Consider the following 19,330-nt stretch of genomic DNA (forward strand, 5'->3'; position numbering starts at 1 on the left):
GCTGTGATTAGAGCGTGTTTGTGTGCAGGTGATGCTACTGGCAGGCGTCGCAGGTCGGATCTTCGACGCGACAGAGTTCGCTGTCGTCGCCGCCGTCAGTCTTGACTGCGTCGTCCGTCTCCACCTCGTCCTCGCTCGAGCGGTGCTGCGTTTTCCCGTACTCGTCAAGGTCGAGGGTAGATTTCTCGATCTGGGAGGCCCCGAGCGTCCGGAGGTAGTAGGTGGTTTTGAGGCCGAGTTCCCAGGCCGTCTGGTAGATGTCGTCGAGCAGCGAGCCGTCGGTGCTGGGGAAGAAGACGTTGTGCGAGATCGACTGGTCGATCCACGTCTGGCGAACGGCGGTCAGGTGCAACTGGTGACGCGGGTCGATCTCGAACGCAGAGCGGTACAGTTCCTGAACATCATCTGGGATGGCGTCGATCTCCTGAATCGAGCCGTCGTGGAACTTGATGCGGTCGACCATCTCGTCGTCCCAGCGGTCGCGCTCGCGCAGGTCTTCGACGAGGCGGTCGTTGATCACGGTAAAGTCGCCGCTCATGTTCGATTTGACGTAGAGATTCGAGTACTGGGGCTCGATAGAGGGCGTCGTCCCGTTGATCGTCGAAATCGTCGCCGTCGGCGCAATCGCCATCGTATTCGAATTGCGCATGCCGTGTTCCTCGATGTGCTCGCGGACAACGTACCAGTCGAGAGTTTCCTCTCGGTCGGTCGGAATCTCGAGGCCGCGTTCCTCCTCGAGGACGTCGACGGTGTCCTGTGGGAGCAGGCCGCGATCCCACTTCGAGCCCTCGTAGGAGGGGTACGCGCCGCGCTCTTTCGCGAGTCTCGAGGAGTTGAGCAGGGCGTGATAGGAGACGAACTCCTGCCAGCGGTTCGCACGCTCGAGGGCGTCCTCGCTTGCCATCGGCGTGTCCGTGGCCATGAGCGCCTCGTGGAAGCCGAGGACGCCGAGTCCTATCGGGCGGTGGCGTTCGTTCGACGCGGCGGCTTCCTCGGTTGGGTAGAAACAGAGGTCGATGACGTTGTCGAGCATCCGCATCGCCGTCTCGATGGTGTCGGCGAGGTACTCGCGCTCGAGGCGGCCATCGTCGATATGTGTCTCGAGGTTGACGCTGCCTAAGTTACAGACGGCGTGTTCGTCCTGGCTCGTGTTGAGCGTGATCTCGGTACAGAGATTTGAGGAGTGGACGACGCCTTCGTGGTCCTGTGGCGAGCGGACGTTACACGGGTCTTTGAATGTGACCCAGGGGTGGCCGGTTTCGAACAGGCGGGTGAGCGTCTTGCGCCAGAGATCTTGGGCATCGACGCGTTCGTACTGGCGCAACTCGCCCTCGTCGGCCAGTTGCTCGTACTCGCGGTAGGTCTCGGCGAACGCCGCGCCGTAGGTTTCGTGGAGTTCGGGCACCTCGTCGGGCGAGAACAGCGTCCACTCGCCGCCCTCGCGAACCCGCTTCATGAATAGGTCCGGAATCCAGGCGGCCGTGTTCATATCCGGCGTGCGGCGGCGCTCGTCGCCTGTGTTTCGCTTCAGATCGATAAACGACGGGAAATCGAGGTGCCAGCACTCGAGGTAGCCACAGGCGGCCCCGCGGCGCTTGCCCGAGCGGTTGATCGCCGCGGTGACATCGTTCGAAATTCGAAGGAACGGCACCGTGCCGGTCGATTCGACGCCGGTCGAACTGATGAGCGAGCCCGACGCGCGGACGTTCGTCCAGTCGTTGCCGAGGCCGCCGCTCCACTTCGAGAGCTGGGCGTGGGACTGATAGGCGTCGAAAATGCCCTCGAGATCGTCCGGAATCGTCGTCAGATAACACGAGGAAAGCTGGGCGTGGGCCGTGCCGCTGTGAAAGAGCGTCGGCGAGGACGGCGTAAACTCGAGGCGGGAGAGGACGTCGTAGAACTCCTTCGTGCGTGCCTGTGGGTCGTCTTCCTCGAGTGCAAGCCCCATCGCGACGCGCATCCACATGGCCTGTGGGAGTTCCAGTCGCTCGCCGTCGGCCGTCTTGAGGAAGTAGCGCTGATACAGCGTATCGAGCGCCATGTATTCGAAGTGCTCGTCGCGCTCAGGTTCGAGATAGGATGCAAGCTCCTCGAGGTCGAACAGGTCGCCCATTCGGTCATCGAGGAGTCCGAGGTCGACGCCGCGGGCGATGTTCTCGCGGAAGGTGTCGCGATAGGCGCGGTCGAGGTCGAAGCCCTCGAGGTCCTCACCGATGACTTCGCGGTAGTACTGTTGGCGGAAGACGTTGGCGGCGACCTGTTTGTATTCGGGGTAGCGTTCGATGCGGGCGGTCAGGACGTGGAGGATTCCCTCGTAGATTTCGTCGTCGTCAGCGCCCTCGTAGAGGCTGCGTTCGGCTTCAGTGACGAGGTCGTCGACGGTGTCGTCGTCGAGGGTCGATTCGTGGTCGGTGCGTGCGCGATTCAGTACGGTTCGAATCGTGTTACTGAGCGTCGTCTGTGCGGTGTGACTCATGTGTTAGTCGAGTAGTGTCCGACTCCTGGCTGCCGGACGCATCGTCGTGTTCGGCCTCGAGGACGGCATCGAGTTCGCGCAGGAACTCCTCGGGGTCGGAAAAGGCCCGGTAGACCGAGACGAATCGGATGTAGGCGACTTTATCGACGGATCGGAGTTCCTGTGACGTGAGATCGCCGATGGCCGTCGCCGAGATGATCCGCGTGTCTCGGTCTCGGAGGCGCGTCTCGATTCGGTCGACAAGATCGGTGACGGTGTCGTCGTCGACCGGGCGCTTTTCGACTGCGCGTTCGATGCCGGCCCGGAGTTTAGACTGGGTGAAGGATTCGATGCGTCCGTCTCGTTTCTTTACCTGCAGGGTTTCCCACTCCGGTCGCTCGTAGGTGGTGAATCTGAACGAACAGCGTTGGCACTCGCGTCGGCGTCGAACGGTCATCGAGTCGGTCGTGCCCGTATCGACGACGCGTGTCCGGTCGTGGCTGCAATCTGGACAGTCCATAGATGTCTCTGTTCGTGCCCACAGGCGTTCAACCCCATATATCGGGGTGATGCTGTTCACCCCCAACTGTGCGGTGTCACTCCTTAAGCGTTACCAATAAAATTGTAATAGAACAAGTGAGCTTGATTAGCTGGCTGATAGAGACTATTCGTTTCAGCGACATGAACCGCTATACTGCTCGAGTCCCTATGTCAAATATGCACGTCGTCGTCCTCGGCGCGGGCTATGCGGGCCTGACGCTGACGCGCTTGCTCGAGGAGACACTCCCCGACACGGCCGAACTCACGCTGGTCAACGACGAACCCGACCACCTCGTCCAGCACGAACTCCATCGCGTGGTTCGCCGGCCGGAACTCGCTTCCGCGATCACCGTCTCGCTGCCCTCGGTCCTCGAGCGCGCCACGGTTCGCGTCTCCCACGTCGACGAAATTGACCGCGAAGCCCGGACGGTCTCGCTCTCAAGTGGCACACTCTCATATGACGTGGCCGCGATCTGTCTGGGCGCACAGACGGCCTACTACGGACTCGAGGGCGTCCGCGAACACGCCACCCCGCTCAAATCGCTCGCGGATGCAATGGCGATTCGCCAGCGCGCACTCGAGGTGTTCACCCAGCCGGACGGCCACATCGTTATTGGCGGTGCCGGGCTCTCCGGCGTCCAGACCGCGGGTGAACTGGCCGCACTCGCCCGCGAGGAGCGCGCAGACGTGACGATCACGCTGCTCGAGGCCCTCGAGTCCGTCGCGCCGGCGTTTCCCGACAACTTCCAGCGGGCCGTTCGGGATGCGCTCGAGGACCAGGGAATCGACGTTCGAACGGGGGCTGCCGTGCTCCGGGCCGATGCCGAATCAGTCGTCCTCGAGTCGGGCGAGCGCCTTCCGGCAGCACAGTTCGTCTGGACGGGCGGCATCCGCGGCTCGGACGCGCTCGCGGGCGAGCGACCCGCAGTCGAGAGCGACCTTCGACTCGACGACCGGACGTTCGCCCTCGGCGATGCGGCCGCCGTGACGGACGCCGACGACGAGCCGGTGCCGGCGAGCGCGCAGGCGGCGGTCCGCGAGGCGCGAACGGCTGCGACAGCGATTGCGCGCGTTGTGAGAGACGAACTCGAGGAGGCGACTGCGACCGACAGTGAGGAACACGTGACTGACGATGGCGAGGAGCAGACAGACCCGCCCGAGTCGTTTGCGTTCGACTCGCCCGGCTGGTTGGTCAGCGTCGGCGACGATGCGGTTGCACAACTCGGCCCCGCGGTCGTCACAGGCCGGACGGCGAAGGCGTTGAAAACGACCGTCGGACTGGGCTATCTCTCCGCGATTGGCGGCCTCGAGAACGCGACTGGCCGAGCGTATCGCGAGTTTATCGCGGATCGCGTTCGAGAGTGGAGCGAGCGCTGACGGCGTCGCTGCGAGGTGGGTGGAATGAATTTGAGGGTGAAAATCGATGGGTGACGTGGGTGATCCAGCGGGGCAGTGAGACGGTCCGATGTACCGTCTGCGGTTGTACCGGCAAATCGGGACATCAGACCGTATTACCACTCCGTCGCCAACGGGTTTTGCTATCCGGCGCTTACAGCACACTTGTCGACTCGACCTCGAGACACCTCTGTCCCCACGTTCCAGACACTCTCCGGTATGGGCGGACTACTGTGTATCGGGATGGGGTGTCTCGCCACTCGAGTGCAAGGCCTGTGTCTCACCCTGACTCACGTCCAGCGGTCCAGTCCGACCTGCGTGATGCTTTCCTCGATCCGTTCGAAACCGCGTTCGACTTCGCCAGCGTCGACGGCCCACTCGTCGGTGACGAACTCGCGGGCGGCTTCAAGGTCTGGATCGAGCGTCGTGTCGAACTCGTACTCGTCGGTCACGTTCGGGTCGCGAAACAGCTGGCGGACGCGGTCACCGTACTCCACGCTGTCGCCGCGGGCCTCGAGAACGCTCCAGAGGTCGCCGTGTTCCGTGATCTCCGTAATGGCCGTCTTCGGGCCGATTCCCCTGACGCCCTCGTTGAAGTCCGTCCCGATCAGGATGGCGGCGTCGATGAGTTGCTCGAGCGTGAGGTCGTGATGGGCGAGCGTCGCCTCGAGATCCATCAGTTCCGGATCGCCCTTGCTCGTCAGTTGGCGCAGGGTTCGGGGTGCACCGAAGAGCAAGGCATCGTAGTCCTCCGACCCGACGTAGTCGGCGTCGCCGCGGCGGACGATGTGGGCCGCTTGGGCTTCCCCTTCCGCGGGCGCTTCGACGATTGGCACGTCGAGCAAGCGAAGCAGTTCGCGGCTGGTCTCCTGAATCGTCGGCGTCAGGCGCTGGGTTCGCGACTCGAGTTGGGCGATGGCGACCTGATCGCCTTCTTCGCGAGCCTCCTCGAGTTGGTCTTCGTACGTTTGACGTTGTTCCCGGCGGGATTCGATCTCATCTGCCTTGAGTTCGGAGGGGCCGCCGTCGAAGACCATCACGGGCGTCACGTCGTTTTCGAAGAACTTCGGCAATCCCTGGACGATGCCGATGAGGTTTGCGACCTCGGTGCCATCGGCGGTGGTGTACTTCTCGCTCGAGGTCCATTTGACAGTGGTTGTCAGGTAGCGATAGAGCCAGTTGTGCGCGTCGACGGCGACGACGCCCTCGATATCGGCGAAGGGGACGTCTTCGATGACGGCGATATCGCGAAGTGCTGCGTTTCCCATTACAAACTTCTTGGGAGGGCTGGGATTTTATGATTGGCTTTGTCGCGGTTGGATCGGTCAGTGTACAGGGCTCACTCGAGTTCGCGTTGCGCTCGAGTGATTCAGACGCGACTCGGAGTTGTGAGACAGTGTTTTAACGGCGACTCGAGCGTTCACCAGTACAACTCTAAGCCACAACCCGTGGACACAATGGAATCCACATCCTCCCCAGCCGATTCGCTCGTGTCACGACACTCGCTCATCCCTCGCGAGTCCGCTCGCGACTCGCGCGTGCTCGCCGCGACCGTGCGCGCCGTCAGTTGGAATTCCGTCGCTCGCTAGGTGGGTCGTCGTATGCGCTCGAGATTGGTTTCGGTGGATGGGCGTTCTGGCGCGATTCGAGAAAGTCCACTTCCTCCGCCGATAACTCACGCTCACGGAACTCCTCGAGCCCTGCTTGGTACCGTTCCTGTGGGTCGTTTTCGCCGCCCTCGAGCGTCTCGGGCGGATACGCGAGCACCAGTTCGGCGATGCCCGTCGTCTCGCCGGTATAGGTAAATCCGGTTCGGTACAGCGCCTCGTAGGCGAAGGGATTGTTGACCGCGATTTTGAGGCGGTCGTAGCCGCGCTCTATCGCGCGATCACGGACCAGTCCGCAGAGTTTGGGGCCGATTCCGTCGCCACGGCGATCACGCGCGACAGTTACATACCGCAGCCACAGCGTGTTGTCGTCGGTCCGGTCCTCGTTGAACGCGACCGCGGCGACGACGTCGTCCGCGTACGCCTCGCCGGTGTGCTGGTCGTGTTCCGAATCGCTCGCAGCCGCTTTCTCTCGAGCGACGGCTTTCCCCGTGTTCGTCATGACGAACTTGCCGGCGTAGCTAAAACGCCTGTAGTCGAGTCGCAGTTTTGGGCCGTCGGGTGGCCAGCCGAGTACGTCGTACTCCACGGTCGCAGATGGCCGTCGACGCTCATAATCGCGGCGGTCGGTGTCACCGCTTCGATCTTCACACTGTGGAGTGCCGGGTCGGCTTTTTTCCACCAGTTCGTCGTAGACAGTGGCGATGTCCGACGATTCCGACACCGCCGACGATGAGACAGAACCCGACGACGAAATCGAACTCCTCGAGCGAGAGTTCGACGGCTCGCCCGCGCAGGCGGCGACGTGGCTTCGCGAACTCGCCGAGACGCTCGAGGCTGGCGGCGAACTCACAGTCTACGATGACGACGAGTCAGTGACCGTCTCGCTCCCGGACGAGGAACTCGAGTTCGAGGTCGAACTCGAGCGCGAACCGTCCGATGACGGCGACGAACTCGAACTGGAGATCGAACTCGAGTGGCTCGATCCCGACAGCGTCGACGCGGACGACTAGCTCGAGCGCCCGCTCAGAATCGGTTTCGCCACCGCTCGGTACGCACCATTTCGTCTTTCATCGCCGACCAGTGGGCGTTCGCGCGGCCCTCGCCGAGGCCGTCGGTCAGGACCGCCGCGACGACGCCGCGGCCGTCCGGCGTGGCGACGACCTCGCCCTCGTCGTATCTGGTGTCGCTCATACTGGGCCGTATGAGCACAGAGCCGGTAGTGTCGCTCCCATGACTCGCAAGTCTGTCTCTCTCGAGGGAGTAGCCACAGTTGGTTTCAGTGTCGGCTCCCGAAACCAGATCTGGTTATGGACGGTTCGTCAGGTACTCGAAAACCCGCCGTCGTAACTGAAACCCATTATCCGACACCCCAAGCTATTTTGTCGTGCCAGCTATCGTAGTATCTATGCCGATACAACGCCGCCGAGTCCTCGCGTCGACCGCGGGCGGGCTTGCGGCCGGACTCGCTGGATGCGTTGCTGGCGATGACGACGGTGCTGGCAGCGACGACGCCGGCGGGAGCGACGGGGCGAATAGCCCGGCAATCGTCGGCGAGGAACTCACGCTGACGACGACGACCAGCACCTACGATACGGGGCTGCTCGACGAACTCAACGCCGCCTTCGAGGAGCGCTACGGCGTGGCCGTGTTAACCGTCTCCGAGGGAACCGGGGCCGCTCTCGAGCACGCCCGCAACGGCGATTCGGACGTGGTGATGGTCCACGCGCGCGACCTCGAAGACGAGTTCATGGAGGACGGCTACGGCGTCAATCGCCGTGATCTCATGTTCAACGATTTCGTGATCGTCGGCGAGTCGGACGACCCGGCCGATATCGCTGGCGCGGACGACACTGAGGCCGCACTGTCTGCACTCGCCGAGACGGAATCGACGTTCGTCTCCCGTGGCGACAACTCCGGCACGCACACGAAAGAGCGCGACCTCTGGGAGCAGGCGGGACTGACCGTCGAGGAGTTCGGCGAGTGGTACGTCGACGGCGGCGGCGGCATGGGCGAAATTCTCAGCCAGACGAACCTGCAGGGCGGCTACACGCTGGCCGACCGCGCCACGTTCCTCGATATGCGGTCCGAACTCGACCTCGAGATCCACGTCGAAGGCCCGGTCGAGGACGGGCCCGAGGAACTCGTAAATCCCTACGGCCTCGTCGCGGTCAACCCGGCCGTTCACGACCACGTCGCGTACGACCTCGCGATGGCCTACATCGGCTTTCTGACGAGTCCCGAGGGACAGGCCATCATCGACGAGTACACGTCCAACGGCGAACGGCTCTTTTTCGCCGATGCACTCTCCGAGGACCCGAACTTCCAGCAGTACGTTCCCGAGGAGTGGGGCGGCTCACACAGAGACTAACGCCAGATAACGATGTTCTGTGAACCGACGATCCTATCGATGCTGACGCCGCTGTTTCTCGAGTTTCCCTACGAGGGCCACTACATTCGGAGTATCATCGTCGTCTCGCTGTACGTCAGCCTCGTCGCCGTCGGATTGAGCACGCTGTTCAGCCTGCCGGTCGCGCTCCTCGTGGGATTCAAAGACTTCCCCGGCAAGGCGTTGATCACGGCGATTATCAACACGGGGATGGGCTTTCCGAGCGTCGTCGTCGGCCTCGTCGTCCTCGTTGCGGTCTCGAATCAGGGACCACTCGGCTCGTTCGACCTCGTCTTTACCACCGAGGCGATGATCATCTCGCAGTTCATCCTCGCGACCCCAGTCATCACCGGCGTCAGCCTCGCCGCCGTCAGCAGCGTCGAACAGTCGGTCCGCGATGCAGCCTACGCGATGGGTGGGACGCGTACGGACGTTGCCCTCGTGACGATCAAAGAGGCGCGCTACGGAATCGCAACCGCCGTTCTCGCGGGCTTCGGCCGGGCGATCAGCGAGGTCGGCGGCGTCCTCATCGTCGGCGGCAACATTGCCAGTCCTGACGGAACCTCGGTGACGCGAACGCTCACGACCGCGATCCAACTCGAGGCGCGCCAGGGACGGTTCGAGACGGCGATGATCCTCGGTGGCATCCTGCTCGTGCTCGTGCTGGTCGTCAACGCCATCGTCGGGCGACTCGGCAACGGAAACGGAGGTGGCCGCTACGGATGACGCTCGAGGCACACTCCCTTGGACACGGGTACGGCGGTGAGGACGTTTTTGAGAGTCTCTCGCTGTCGGTTTCTCCCGGTGAAGTCGTCGCGATTATTGGTCCCTCGGGCGTCGGCAAGTCGACCCTGCTTCGACTGCTCGCGCTGTTTGACCGTCCCGACGAGGGGACGATCACGTACGATGGCGACTCCGTCTGGCAACTTCCGAAACAGCGCCGACTCGAGTACCGTCGGCGAATCGGGATGGTCTTTCAGGAGGCGAGTCTGTTCGATGCGAGCGTTCGCCGAAACGCCACCTACGGCCTTCGCGTGCGACAGTCGTGGGGTGACCGCCTTCGTCATGAACTGGCACGCCTCGTCAGCCGGCCGAACGGAACGAGCGCCGCCCTCGAGGCGCTTCGAACTGTCGGACTGGCCGACAACGCCGACCAAGACGCCGCGTCGCTCTCCGGCGGCGAAAAGCAACGCGTCGCGTTTGCCCGCGCGCTGGCCTACGAGCCGGACGTTCTCCTGCTCGATGAACCCACGTCGGATCTCGACCCGCGGAATACGGCGGTCATCGAAGACGCCATTCAGCAGGCCCGAAATCGGGGTATCGGCGTCGCTATCGCAACTCACGACATGCACCAGGCCGAGCGAATTGCAGACCGCGTCGCCGTCCTCCTCGACAACGAACTCATCGAAATTGGCTCCACAGAGATCGTCTTCGACGATCCAACTGATGATCGAACCCGGAAATTTATCGATGGCGAACTGGTATACTGAGTATTACTCGAGCGGGGCGACAGCCCCTCGAGCAGAGCTCCAATGAACGCGAACGTGCAGGTCGAACGGGAGTATGCGACGCGACTCGTCATCGGGAGCGTCACCATCGAGCAACGCGATATCGACATGCTCGCCGCAATCGACGAGTTCGGCTCGATGCACAAAGCCGCCGACGAACTCGGGCGGTCGTACGCCCGACTGCAAAACCGGATCGTCGAAATCGAGTCCGCCGTCGGCTCGATCACCGAACGCCGTCGCGGCGGCAGCGGTGGCGGCGGGACTGATCTCACCGAGACGGCGCACGACCTGCGCCGGCGCTTCGAGCGCCACGCCGTCGAACTCGACGGCGTCGCCCACGTCACCGAATCCGTCTTCACCGGACCCGTCCGCGACCGACAGGGCGAACTCGCGACGGTCGACACCGATATCGGGCCGATCCTTGCGCTCGTTCCTGACAGCGCAACCGACGTGCAAGTTACCGTTCGCTCCGATGCCGTCGTCTTGACCGACCCGGCGGACGCCCCTCGAGCCGACGGGACGAGCCTTCGGAACCAGTTTTCGGGCACCGTTTCCGGCCTCGAAGCTGGCGAGTCGATCACCAGCGTTACCGTTCGGCTCGCTGACAATGCCGCGATTCAGGCTCTGGTGACGAACGCGAGCGTGGACCGACTCGGCCTCGAGGCCGGGCGCGAGATTGCAGTGTCATTTAAAGCGACCGCAGCGAGGGCAATTGCGCTCGAGGGTGGTGAAACGGGTTCTGAGTGAGGTGTTGGTGCTCTCGAGGCGGTTACATGGTGTTTCACGACACGTGCGAAGTGATCGGTCTCTGCGTTTCTGAGTAGGAAATGGATAGCGGATTTTTATAAAGAGTGCGTGAACACTCATTGATATGTCAATCAGGCTCTTCTGGCGGGAGATACGTGACAATATTGGTGATGGTCTATCTACTGTCCAAGATGTTCGGTTTGAGCCTGATTCTGATACATTTGTAGCGATTTTGTCCGTAGTTTGCCTGTGGGGTATTTATTATTTCCAGTCAACAAGTGAATCAGTCGAATCTATTGTTCTGTTTTTGCTGGTTGGAAACCTCGCATTGACGATACTGTTTCCACTGTACTACGTGTGCTATGTTCGAAATGAACCCCTCTCGGAAGTTGGAATCACAAAAGAGGGGTGGAAACGAGCAGTCGTCGTATCAACCGTTGGCGCGCTTGTACTGGCACCAGGGTTGCTGTTTGTGGATGAGTCAGCTGTCGTACTAGTCCCTCACATACTCACGGTTGGATTGATGCTCTGGGAACCGCTTTTCGTCCATGGGTTTCTTCAGATTCGGTTTGAGCGGGCGTTCGGTCCCGTTCTTGGAATTGTCTTTGCAAGTGGAGGGTTCGTACTGTTTCACATTGGCGCAGTTGCACCGGCTGGGCTTGTGATGTTGGGACTAATTGGCCTTTTTCACGCAATACTATTTTGCGCATGTAATCGGAATCTCTTGGTACTCTGGCCGATATTGTGGGCAGTTGGTTCATCACAGGGAACGATTGATTCAGTTGTGTTCGGTTGGGAAGAGGCATCTGCGTACGTCGGTATTCTACTCATAGCCGGTGTCGCACTCTATGCTACTGCGAAAACTACGTCCACAAATAATGGTAACCTTCAGACATGAGTGCCGGGCTATCAACTACTACGATTTCTGTGGCTCAGGGGTTTGTTCTTGATAAGAAAGCGCGGACCGGGATTATGAACCACGCCCGAGAACCTGCTCACTGCGTTCGCAGAACCTCGGTCTGATTCAAATCCCTCGTCCGATTCCTGTCGCTCACGAGGTTGTTCGCGACAGGAATGCGCGGACCGGGATTTGAACCCGGGCCATGAGCTTGGAAGGCTCAGGTCCTACCACTAGACCATCCGCGCGCACTCTCCCGTTTTCGCTCGGTGTTTAAGGGTCTTCCTTTTTCGAGTCGGATCTTCTCGAGGACCTATCATTTTGGCGGCGACTGAGCGCCAGAAACCGTCGCATAGCAGTTCCCACTCGAGACCTCCCACTCAAGAATCTCAAGATCGCTCGCCTCGAGATCGGCCTCGAACTCCTCGGGCGCGTAGATGTGGTAGAATCGGTCGACTGGCTCGCCGCCGGGGAGCGTCCACTCGACGGTGGTGTCGAACCCGTCCTCGGCATCGAAGCGGTCGTGGGCGGTCGACCACGCACTGACGAGTGCGCGGCCATCGGGGGCGAGCACACGGGCGAGATCGTCGAGACTGGCCCGACGCGCTGCCCGCGTCGGCAGGTGGTGAAGCGTCGCGACGTAGACGGCGACGTCGACGGTGTTCGACGCGAGCGGGAGCGAGGCGGCGTCGCCCTGACAGAGTGCAACCGGGAACTCGCGCTCGGCAGATCGTTCGCGGGCTGTCTCGAGGAGGCCGCGGCTCACATCGAGGCCGATGACGGTCGCACAGTCGGGTGCGAGCAGTTCGGCGTGGCGGCAGTTGCCACAGCCGAGGTCGAGACCGACAGCGGTCGGTTCGGCCTGTGCTTGCCACTCCTCGACGAACGCGTCGACTTCGGGCCAGGCGTACTCGCGGGTCGATGCGAAGTGGGTCGCGATTCGGTCGTAGGTCTCGCGGACGCTGTCACGGGGCAGCGCCGCGGCGTCGTCTCGCTCTGTCGCTCGCTCGTTCGCACTCGCATCCTCGCCCTCGGGCATTAGCGATACTCGAGTGGCTGACTGCAAAAAGCGTTCGTCCTCGAGTCGCTCTCAGACGAGAACGGCAAATAGCAGGACCGAGAGGCCGATCATCGTCGCGGCGTGTTTCGCACCGGCTCGCAGGTCGCCGGAACTCAACTGTCCGGCGATGAGCCCGGACAGCAGGCCTTGGACGAGCGTCGCGTGATAGAACACCGTCGTGAACGTGTCGAGACCCTCGCCACCCAGTCCCTCGAGTCCGCCGACGCCAGCGGCAGCGTCCCCCATGTCGAGATCCGTCGGCAGGTTCGGGAGCAGATACGCCGCCAGCACGGCGATGATAAACAGGAAGACGAGAAACGAGATGTAGACGACGATCATGTACTCGACCATCGACTGCTTGCGCTCGCGTTTAAGCCGACGGTCGGCCGCAGCCTGTCGGGCGGCAATTCGTAACACGGTCGCGAGATTGTCACTTGCGTTCATCGCTTCCGTCAGAAGCGTCACGACCCGTGACGTTGCACGCGTTCGAACGCGTCGCTCGAAGCGCCCGAGCGCAGACTGGAGGTCGGCACCCCACTGCACGTCGGCCCAGATGCGGTCGAGTTCCTCGTCCAGCGGCCCCAAATCCGAGCCACGGACGTGATCAATCGACGAGACGATTGACATTCCGGCGTCGTTGACGCTTGCGAGGCGATCAAGCAGATCTGGCACCGCCGCCTCGATGGCCTCGAGTCGCCGTCGATGAAGTTCGTAGAAGATCGCAAAGACGGTCAGGACGAACAACGCGGCGATGGCGATGACGTCGTCGATGACGGTGACGTCGAAGCCGCTCTCAGTAAACGCCGCCGGGAGTCGCCAGGCGATGACACCGAGTGCAATCGGGATGGTGACGACGAGCGACAGCGTTGGCCGCTCGAGCAGCGTCGAAATTGGGCTGGTGAGTCGCTTGCGAATGTGTTTGAACCGCTGGTAGTACTGTACGCGCTCGATGTTTGCCTGGCCGTCGTGAGCGTGGGCCATCCCGCCGTCCGGCCGTGGACGGGGCTGTGTGGTGATGCCCGCTGTCGGCGAGTCGATGCCGACGCCTGACGCACTCGTCGTCGATTCCGTGGGACTGGCCGTCCCCGGCGTGATCGAATCGGTGACCATACTCAGGTAGACGACAAACGCAAGATTTCCGAACGGCAGGATCACGTAGATCAACGCCTGCAGTGGCTCGAGCGTGTCGCCAACGCTGATACCGATGACGACCAAAATCGTGATGAGAAACAGTGGACCAGCGACCAGGACGGTCACGTAAGCTTCGGCGAGCGTTCCAAGCATCTCCAGAGTCTGTTCTTGCTGGGATTCGGATTCTTCCTGAAAGTCGTGATACTTTCCCTCGAGAAACTCAGAGAGACTGTGGCCGCTCTGGAGGACGCTCACCAGGTTCTCGGTGAACTCCTGGAATTTCGAGCTTGCGGAGCGCCGGCCCATGGTCTGGAGGGCAGTGATGGCGTCCATGCCGAACGCGTCCATGTTCCGGACGGCAACGTCGAACTCGGTTGCGGCCTCGCCGTAGGTCGCTTCCTGCTGGGAGACAATGCGGACGATTTTGGGAAACTCCATGCCGCTTCTCGAGAGGGCGTACATGAACGCGACTGTCGAGGGGAGTGCGGTGTCGATTCGCCGGGCACGGCCGTCGGCGACGTAGGTGGGGTACCACCAGCGGAGCCAGTAGGTCCCAGCGCCGACGAGGGCACCGATGGTAAGACAGGAGACGACCAACAGGGCGGCCAGTTCACCAACGGAGAGCGTGGGAACGCCGCCAAGATTTGCGAGGAACCCGAGTGCGCTGGGAAGAGCCTCGCGCATGGTTTCGGGGTCGATTGCAAGGACGAGCAACAGGCCCCAGATTACGTAAATACCGAGGATCGAGCCAGCGAGTGCGACCAACAGGGCGTACAGAATCGTCGTTGCGCCGTACTCACGGTACGTTGTCGGAGTGTGTGCAGCATGGAGGGCTGCCTGGCGGTCCGGATGTTCGTGTTTGAACTCAGTGACGGTGTCTCCAAACAACTGAATCGAGACGCGAGTCAGCACCCGATCAACGCCCGTGTGGAGTTTCGCGCCAGCGATCAGTGACAGACAACAGAGCGCAACGACCAGCGGAACGGCACTGACGAGTGTCATCGATACAGTGACTCGCCCTCGTCAGCGTCAATGCCGCCATCAGCAGTTACGTCTCGTTCACTCTCGCTCTCGAGGCCGCTGTCATCGTCTGCGGTGCTGTCGTCCCCACCCGTCCCCTCACTCTCAGCCCCACTCTCATTCTGGCCCTCCTCGTCCGTCGTCCCGCTACTCCCTGCCACGTCGTCCGCCGTGTCAATCGTCTCGAGGACACTCTCACGGTCGACGTAGTACTCATTGACCAGCGCGGTAAAGCGCCGGTAGTCCGAGATGTCGTTCGCACAGAGATACTCAAGGAAGCGCTCACGGCGCTGAAGTTCGGTCAGGAGTTCTGCTCGCGACCAGCCGCGTTCTTCGCGGATCGTCTCGAGGACATGGCTCCCACTCGAGCGGAACTCGTCGGTGTCGCTGTCCCAGGTGTATGCCGTCGAGTAGTCGAGTTCGCCGGTTCGCTGGTCGATGCCCTCGATTTCGGCGAGAACCTTGTTTCGCCGGACTCGGCCGTCATTGAGGCGGGTGAGCGTCTGTACTGAGAGGATGTCGAGGCTCTGGACCATTGGCCGTGGAACGTTGATTGGCTCGTTCTCTAAGCGATTGATCACCGTCTGGACGGAGTCGGCGTGCATCGTCGAGTAGGTCGTGTGGCCGGTGTTCATCGCCTGAAAGAGGGTGATGGCTTCCTCGCCGCGGACCTCGCCAACGACGATGTATTCCGGGCGGTGACGAAGCGCCGACCGGAGCAGGTCGTACATCGTCACGTCCGTGCCTTCGTGAATCCGTTCGCGCGTGACGGATGAGAGCCAGTTGTCGTGATACAGTTGCAGTTCGCGGGTGTCCTCGATGGTCAACACCTTCGACCGGGGCGGGATGAACATCGAGATGGCGTTCATACTCGTTGTCTTCCCCGATGCGGTGCCGCCCGCAAAGAGCAGGCTCTTGTTGTGTTCGATGGCGAGCCAGAGGTAGGCCATTTGCTCGACGCTGAACGTCCCGTACTCGATGAGATCGACCGGCGTGAACGGCTCATCGGCGTACTTTCGGATCGTAAACGCAGAGCCACGTGGCGTCACCTCTCTGCCGAGAGCCAACTCGGCACGCGAACCATCCGGAAGTGTCGTCTCGACCATCGGATCGCCAATCGAGATGTGTCGCCCCGAGTGCTGGGCGAGTCGAACGACGAACTGATCGAGTTCTTCAGCCTCGAAGGAAACGTTCGTCTCGATGTCCGTATACCCCTCGTGATAGACGAAAATCGGCAACTTGTAGCCATCACACGAAATATCCTCCACGCGTGGATCGTGCATGATCGGATCCAACCGGCCGTAGCCGCGGAAATCCCGATGAATGTAGTAAAACAGCCGGTAGAACGTTTCCATCTCGATATCCGCACCATAGCGCTCGAGGTACTCCTGGACCGTCTCCTGTAAGATTCCCTCAACGTCGGCCCTGTCGTCGTGGTCTCGGTACAACAGGGGGTCGCGAACGTCCTCGAACAGCGTCTCGAGCAGCACTCGCTCGGTCTCAGTCAGTTGCGGTTCGACGACGTGATAGCGATGGTGGTTGCGCTCGGGGTCGTAGCCGATTGTGACGAACGAAAACGGCGCATCGACCCAGTAGCGCTCGACTTCCTCGAGGCCGTCGATACCGTCGAACTCAATCAGTGGCTCGTGAACGCTCGGGTCGTAGTCGGACACATCGATTGCTGACCCACGGAGCGTCTCGAGAACGCGTCTGATCGTTCGTTTGGCAGTCTCGAGTGTGGATTCGCTCGAGTTGCCTGTGTCAGCGTGTGGGCCGGTGTTGGGGGGAGAAGGGTCGGATGGCGGTGTGTCGGTGGCTGTGGTCGCTGTTGTGGTCGTCGTGGCTGAGTCGTCGCCAGTGTTCCCTTCATGATGTTCGGCCTCGTCTCGGGCAGCGCCAGTTGCTGTTGTCTCCGTCGATGACGCAGACTCAGTCTCAGTGTCACGCGTGTACTCGCGTTCACCGTCGGCGGCTGACGAACTCTCTGCACCGGTTTCAGCGTCGCCAGTCTCGTCATGTGGCTCGTCCGCGCCTGAGTCAGTGTGGTGTGCCATCGTAAAGAACGTCGGCGAACAGGCGACAGTATGTTCGTGGCATATCCTTACTGAATCATCTTAAATCAGACGGTTGATGATGTCTGCTTAGCTGATACATCGCCACACCGCTCAACTGTCGACGGAGTTCGGACCCGGACATATATCACATCTGAGTGGTTGTGCGTTACGTTCATACGGTGTGAGCGCTAATCGCTGCATACGGAATGAGGCGCGAGCACTTCACGCTAGATGTCGAAAATGTCGACTGGGTCGAAACAGATGGGGAGCCACGCAAACCCGCCGTAACAATCGAATTTACCGGCCCGTCGTCGCTGCTCCGCGAGCGTCTTACTGACCCCGATGGCACCGTTCTCGAGGCCAACGAGACGGACGTTGCACTCCGACTCCAAGAGCCACTCGGAACCGAGACTGCAGGCGTCGTCAGCGTCACGAACCGAGTCACAGGTGAGTTTATTCTCGAACTCAACGAAGACGCCGAGGACGTCCTGACGTTCATCCGCGCCGCTCGAGGGTACGGTGAGGACGCAACCGAAGACGACGGCCGCTACGACGTCGAAATTACGCTCGAGGACGAATCCGAGCCGTTCGTCTCCTACGACAAGCGGACGTTTCTCGTCTACGATGATGAAGGCAGTCTACTCCGCCAGCACAGTCTGATTCCAAGCGGCGTTGAACTGTGACTGTCTGTCTCGCTGTCAACCGACGCTGTTTCTGATCGTCCCGATGCTCCCAGCGTCCGGGAACGGACCGGCAACTATAAGTGTTTTAGGACGGCCTAAAGTAATACAAGCCGGTACGGTGGCTGCCGGCGGTCGATCATGTCGAACGGACAACTACTATCGCCTACGGCCGAAGCACAGACGCCGGAGCGTCCCACACCAACTGAGACTGTCCTCGAACTCGAGGACATTTCGAAACAGTACGGATCCGAGGAGGTTATTCCCGATCTCTCGCTGTCGGTTCACGACGGCGAAATTCTGACACTCCTTGGCCCATCCGGCTGTGGCAAGACCACAACGTTACGACTGATTGCTGGCCTCGAGCAGCCAAATGGTGGCTGTGTCCGACTCGATAACGAGGCGGTCGCCGGCGAGGGTCGTTTCGTTCCGCCGGAACGCCGCGGTGTCGGCGTTGTCTTTCAAGAATTTGCACTGTTCCCGCATCTCACGGCCCGCGAAAACATCGCTTTTGGGCTGCAAGAGTGGTCCAAGGCAGAACAGGACGCTCGCGTGACGGAGTTACTCGACCTCGTCGGCCTCGAGAATCAGGGCGACAGCCACCCCGAGGAACTCTCTGGTGGACAACAACAGCGTGTGGCGCTCGCGCGGTCGCTCGCGCCCGAACCGGAGATGCTGTTGCTCGATGAGCCGTTTTCGAATCTGGATGTCGACTTGCGCGTTGAGATGCGCGAGGAAGTGCGTCGAATTATCAAGGAAGCGGGTGTCACCGCGATTTCGGTCACGCACGATCAGGAAGAAGCACTCTCGATCTCGGATCGCGTCGCCGTCATGAACGACGGCGATATCGAACAGATCGGTACGCCCGAACACGTCTTCCAGCAGCCAAAATCCCGTTTTGTCGCAGGTTTCCTTGGTCACGCCAGTTTCCTCTCGGGTGACGTTCGTGGCGACGACGTCGAAACCGCTGTCGGCCGCGTGCTTCGGGATGATGTCAACGGCCTCGTCACCGAGTATGACGGCACCGATATCGACCTTCTCGTCCGTCCGGACGACGTGACTGCCGTCCCCGCGACAGATGTCGAATCGAACGGCCGCGTCGTCTATCGGCGCTATCTCGGCCCGACCGTCCTCTATCGCGTCGAACTCGATTCCGGCGAGACAATCGAGTGTATGCACAACCACTCGGATCAGATCGACCTCGACGAACGCGTCACCGTCCGCGTCACTGCCGACCATAATTTGGCGTGGTTCCCGGCCGGCCAACGCGACCGCACTGTTTCGACTGCTGACTGATCCGCTCTCGACCCCGACTACCGACTGATCGACCGCCGCGACTGTTCCTCACTCGAGTCCATTCCCTCTGCTAACACGTTGACTGGCAATACACCGCGGATTTGCGATGGATGCGCACACAATCCTTAAGCCGCGACCGTTCGTACACGTGGACATGCATAAAGACGAACTCCTCGAGCTCCACGAAGAACTCGTCATCATCATGGAGTATTTCGCTGACCGCGAGGAGGTGGATGCGGAGTTGTTCGAGCCGTATCGCCAGCTCGACGTTGACCCGTCACACGTCCACAAATCGAAAAGTGAGCACAAACACGCCGTGTTCGTCCTCGGTAATGCCCTCGCAAAGGGAATGAGCGAAGACGAGTTCTCGAGTGCCGGTCGAATCGGCAAGCGGATGAAAGAACTCGCCGACGACGCCGAGTCGAAGATTTAAGGGGCTGTCTCGTTCTCGAGGGCGTCGTAGCGTTGGTCTCGAGGCCGATATCGACGATCTGTCTTTCATTCACGGTGTATCGACACTAGGCGAAACGTATTTGTTTCAGTTACCGCT

Annotated in this window: 18 protein-coding genes and 1 tRNA gene; 10 read left to right on the forward strand and 9 right to left on the reverse strand. The window is 61.2% G+C overall.

Annotated elements, in window-relative coordinates; translation table 11 throughout:
• Positions 1–34 precede the first annotated feature (34 nt).
• Positions 35–2,476 carry a ribonucleoside-diphosphate reductase subunit alpha gene (locus B2G88_RS10310; protein WP_087714713.1) on the reverse strand — a complete coding sequence of 814 codons (2,442 nt, stop codon included), beginning with the start codon at positions 2,474–2,476 and terminating at the stop codon, positions 35–37.
• Complete coding sequence (gene nrdR, locus B2G88_RS10315) at positions 2,445–2,975, reverse strand: transcriptional regulator NrdR (protein WP_087714714.1); 531 nt, start codon at positions 2,973–2,975, stop codon at positions 2,445–2,447. The genes B2G88_RS10310 and nrdR overlap by 32 nt, the downstream gene beginning before the upstream one ends.
• Before the next feature lie 197 nt (positions 2,976–3,172).
• Here nrdR and B2G88_RS10320 point away from each other — a divergent pair, with 197 nt between their 5' ends.
• Positions 3,173–4,372, forward strand: a complete 1,200-nt coding sequence (locus B2G88_RS10320; RefSeq protein ID WP_087714715.1) for an NAD(P)/FAD-dependent oxidoreductase — start codon at positions 3,173–3,175, stop codon at positions 4,370–4,372.
• 308 nt (positions 4,373–4,680) lie between these two features.
• Here B2G88_RS10320 and fen read toward each other — a convergent pair whose 3' ends face one another.
• Positions 4,681–5,658 (reverse strand): flap endonuclease-1, encoded by a 978-nt coding sequence (gene fen, locus B2G88_RS10325; protein WP_087714716.1) that lies wholly within the window; start codon positions 5,656–5,658, stop codon positions 4,681–4,683.
• A 295-nt stretch (positions 5,659–5,953) separates the two neighbouring features.
• Positions 5,954–6,586, reverse strand: coding sequence for a GNAT family N-acetyltransferase (locus tag B2G88_RS10330; RefSeq protein WP_054864210.1), 633 nt, complete (start codon positions 6,584–6,586; stop codon positions 5,954–5,956).
• Between the two features lie 115 nt (positions 6,587–6,701).
• Here B2G88_RS10330 and B2G88_RS10335 point away from each other — a divergent pair, with 115 nt between their 5' ends.
• Entirely contained in the window at positions 6,702–7,010 is a 309-nt protein-coding gene (locus tag B2G88_RS10335) for an amphi-Trp domain-containing protein (protein ID WP_054864209.1), read from the forward strand.
• Positions 7,011–7,023: 13 nt separating this feature from the next.
• Here the strand turns inward: B2G88_RS10335 and B2G88_RS19565 are convergent, their stop codons facing one another.
• The gene (locus B2G88_RS19565) at positions 7,024–7,191 is read right to left on the reverse strand and encodes a hypothetical protein (protein ID WP_176393215.1); all 168 of its coding nucleotides are present in this window, start codon (positions 7,189–7,191) and stop codon (positions 7,024–7,026) included.
• 214 nt (positions 7,192–7,405) lie between these two features.
• On the opposite strand from B2G88_RS19565, the gene B2G88_RS10340 reads away from it, so the two are divergent.
• From B2G88_RS10340 to B2G88_RS19085, 5 genes are all read left to right on the forward strand, one after another.
• On the forward strand, positions 7,406–8,368 hold the full coding sequence (locus B2G88_RS10340) for a substrate-binding domain-containing protein (protein ID WP_087714717.1): 963 nt from the start codon (positions 7,406–7,408) through the stop codon (positions 8,366–8,368).
• 12 nt (positions 8,369–8,380) lie between these two features.
• Entirely contained in the window at positions 8,381–9,112 is a 732-nt protein-coding gene (locus B2G88_RS10345; protein ID WP_087714718.1) for an ABC transporter permease, read from the forward strand.
• Positions 9,109–9,876 (forward strand): amino acid ABC transporter ATP-binding protein, encoded by a 768-nt coding sequence (locus B2G88_RS10350; protein WP_054864211.1) that lies wholly within the window; start codon positions 9,109–9,111, stop codon positions 9,874–9,876. The genes B2G88_RS10345 and B2G88_RS10350 overlap by 4 nt, the downstream gene beginning before the upstream one ends.
• A 54-nt stretch (positions 9,877–9,930) precedes the next feature.
• Positions 9,931–10,641, forward strand: coding sequence for a TOBE domain-containing protein (locus B2G88_RS10355; protein ID WP_087714958.1), 711 nt, complete (start codon positions 9,931–9,933; stop codon positions 10,639–10,641).
• A 124-nt stretch (positions 10,642–10,765) separates the two neighbouring features.
• Positions 10,766–11,539, forward strand: coding sequence for a CPBP family intramembrane metalloprotease (locus B2G88_RS19085; RefSeq protein WP_140408836.1), 774 nt, complete (start codon positions 10,766–10,768; stop codon positions 11,537–11,539).
• A 177-nt stretch (positions 11,540–11,716) separates the two neighbouring features.
• Here B2G88_RS19085 and B2G88_RS10360 read toward each other — a convergent pair.
• The 4 genes from B2G88_RS10360 to B2G88_RS10375 form a co-directional block, all read right to left on the reverse strand.
• A tRNA-Gly gene (locus tag B2G88_RS10360) sits at positions 11,717–11,787 on the reverse strand.
• A gap of 68 nt (positions 11,788–11,855) precedes the next feature.
• On the reverse strand, positions 11,856–12,578 hold the full coding sequence (locus tag B2G88_RS10365; RefSeq protein ID WP_087714719.1) for a class I SAM-dependent methyltransferase: 723 nt from the start codon (positions 12,576–12,578) through the stop codon (positions 11,856–11,858).
• Positions 12,579–12,629: 51 nt separating this feature from the next.
• On the reverse strand, positions 12,630–14,732 hold the full coding sequence (locus B2G88_RS10370) for a type II secretion system F family protein (RefSeq protein WP_054862951.1): 2,103 nt from the start codon (positions 14,730–14,732) through the stop codon (positions 12,630–12,632).
• Positions 14,729–16,804, reverse strand: coding sequence for a type II/IV secretion system ATPase subunit (locus B2G88_RS10375; protein ID WP_245835348.1), 2,076 nt, complete (start codon positions 16,802–16,804; stop codon positions 14,729–14,731). Before B2G88_RS10375 ends, B2G88_RS10370 begins: the two co-directional genes overlap by 4 nt.
• 206 nt (positions 16,805–17,010) lie before the next feature.
• On the opposite strand from B2G88_RS10375, the gene B2G88_RS10380 reads away from it, so the two are divergent.
• The 3 genes from B2G88_RS10380 (at position 17,011) to B2G88_RS10390 (ending at position 19,213) form a co-directional block, all read left to right on the forward strand.
• Positions 17,011–17,487, forward strand: coding sequence for a DUF5793 family protein (locus tag B2G88_RS10380; RefSeq protein ID WP_087714720.1), 477 nt, complete (start codon positions 17,011–17,013; stop codon positions 17,485–17,487).
• A gap of 138 nt (positions 17,488–17,625) precedes the next feature.
• Entirely contained in the window at positions 17,626–18,780 is a 1,155-nt protein-coding gene (locus B2G88_RS10385) for an ABC transporter ATP-binding protein (RefSeq protein WP_054862953.1), read from the forward strand.
• Between the two features lie 154 nt (positions 18,781–18,934).
• Positions 18,935–19,213 (forward strand): UPF0058 family protein, encoded by a 279-nt coding sequence (locus tag B2G88_RS10390; protein ID WP_087714721.1) that lies wholly within the window; start codon positions 18,935–18,937, stop codon positions 19,211–19,213.
• Positions 19,214–19,330 lie beyond the last annotated feature (117 nt).

It is taken from the genome of Natronolimnobius baerhuensis, from assembly GCF_002177135.1.
Taxonomy (GTDB): domain Archaea; phylum Halobacteriota; class Halobacteria; order Halobacteriales; family Natrialbaceae; genus Natronolimnobius; species Natronolimnobius baerhuensis.

Excerpts from the sequence above, each read along its gene's own strand:
- B2G88_RS10385 (WP_054862953.1), top strand. The coding sequence starts at position 17,626 with ATGTCGAACGGACAACTACTATCGCCTACGGCCGAAGCACAGACGCCG.
- B2G88_RS10340 (WP_087714717.1), top strand. The coding sequence starts at position 7,406 with ATGCCGATACAACGCCGCCGAGTCCTCGCGTCGACCGCGGGCGGGCTT.
- B2G88_RS10350 (WP_054864211.1), top strand. The coding sequence starts at position 9,109 with ATGACGCTCGAGGCACACTCCCTTGGACACGGGTACGGCGGTGAGGAC.
- B2G88_RS19085 (WP_140408836.1), top strand. The coding sequence starts at position 10,766 with ATGTCAATCAGGCTCTTCTGGCGGGAGATACGTGACAATATTGGTGAT.
- B2G88_RS10365 (WP_087714719.1), bottom strand. The coding sequence starts at position 12,578 with ATGCCCGAGGGCGAGGATGCGAGTGCGAACGAGCGAGCGACAGAGCGA.
- B2G88_RS10370 (WP_054862951.1), bottom strand. The coding sequence starts at position 14,732 with ATGACACTCGTCAGTGCCGTTCCGCTGGTCGTTGCGCTCTGTTGTCTG.
- B2G88_RS10375 (WP_245835348.1), bottom strand. The coding sequence starts at position 16,804 with ATGGCACACCACACTGACTCAGGCGCGGACGAGCCACATGACGAGACT.
- B2G88_RS19565 (WP_176393215.1), bottom strand. The coding sequence starts at position 7,191 with ATGAGCGACACCAGATACGACGAGGGCGAGGTCGTCGCCACGCCGGAC.
- B2G88_RS10335 (WP_054864209.1), top strand. The coding sequence starts at position 6,702 with ATGTCCGACGATTCCGACACCGCCGACGATGAGACAGAACCCGACGAC.
- B2G88_RS10310 (WP_087714713.1), bottom strand. The coding sequence starts at position 2,476 with ATGAGTCACACCGCACAGACGACGCTCAGTAACACGATTCGAACCGTA.
- B2G88_RS10380 (WP_087714720.1), top strand. The coding sequence starts at position 17,011 with ATGAGGCGCGAGCACTTCACGCTAGATGTCGAAAATGTCGACTGGGTC.
- B2G88_RS10345 (WP_087714718.1), top strand. The coding sequence starts at position 8,381 with ATGTTCTGTGAACCGACGATCCTATCGATGCTGACGCCGCTGTTTCTC.
- nrdR (WP_087714714.1), bottom strand. The coding sequence starts at position 2,975 with ATGGACTGTCCAGATTGCAGCCACGACCGGACACGCGTCGTCGATACG.
- fen (WP_087714716.1), bottom strand. The coding sequence starts at position 5,658 with ATGGGAAACGCAGCACTTCGCGATATCGCCGTCATCGAAGACGTCCCC.
- B2G88_RS10320 (WP_087714715.1), top strand. The coding sequence starts at position 3,173 with ATGCACGTCGTCGTCCTCGGCGCGGGCTATGCGGGCCTGACGCTGACG.
- B2G88_RS10390 (WP_087714721.1), top strand. The coding sequence starts at position 18,935 with ATGCATAAAGACGAACTCCTCGAGCTCCACGAAGAACTCGTCATCATC.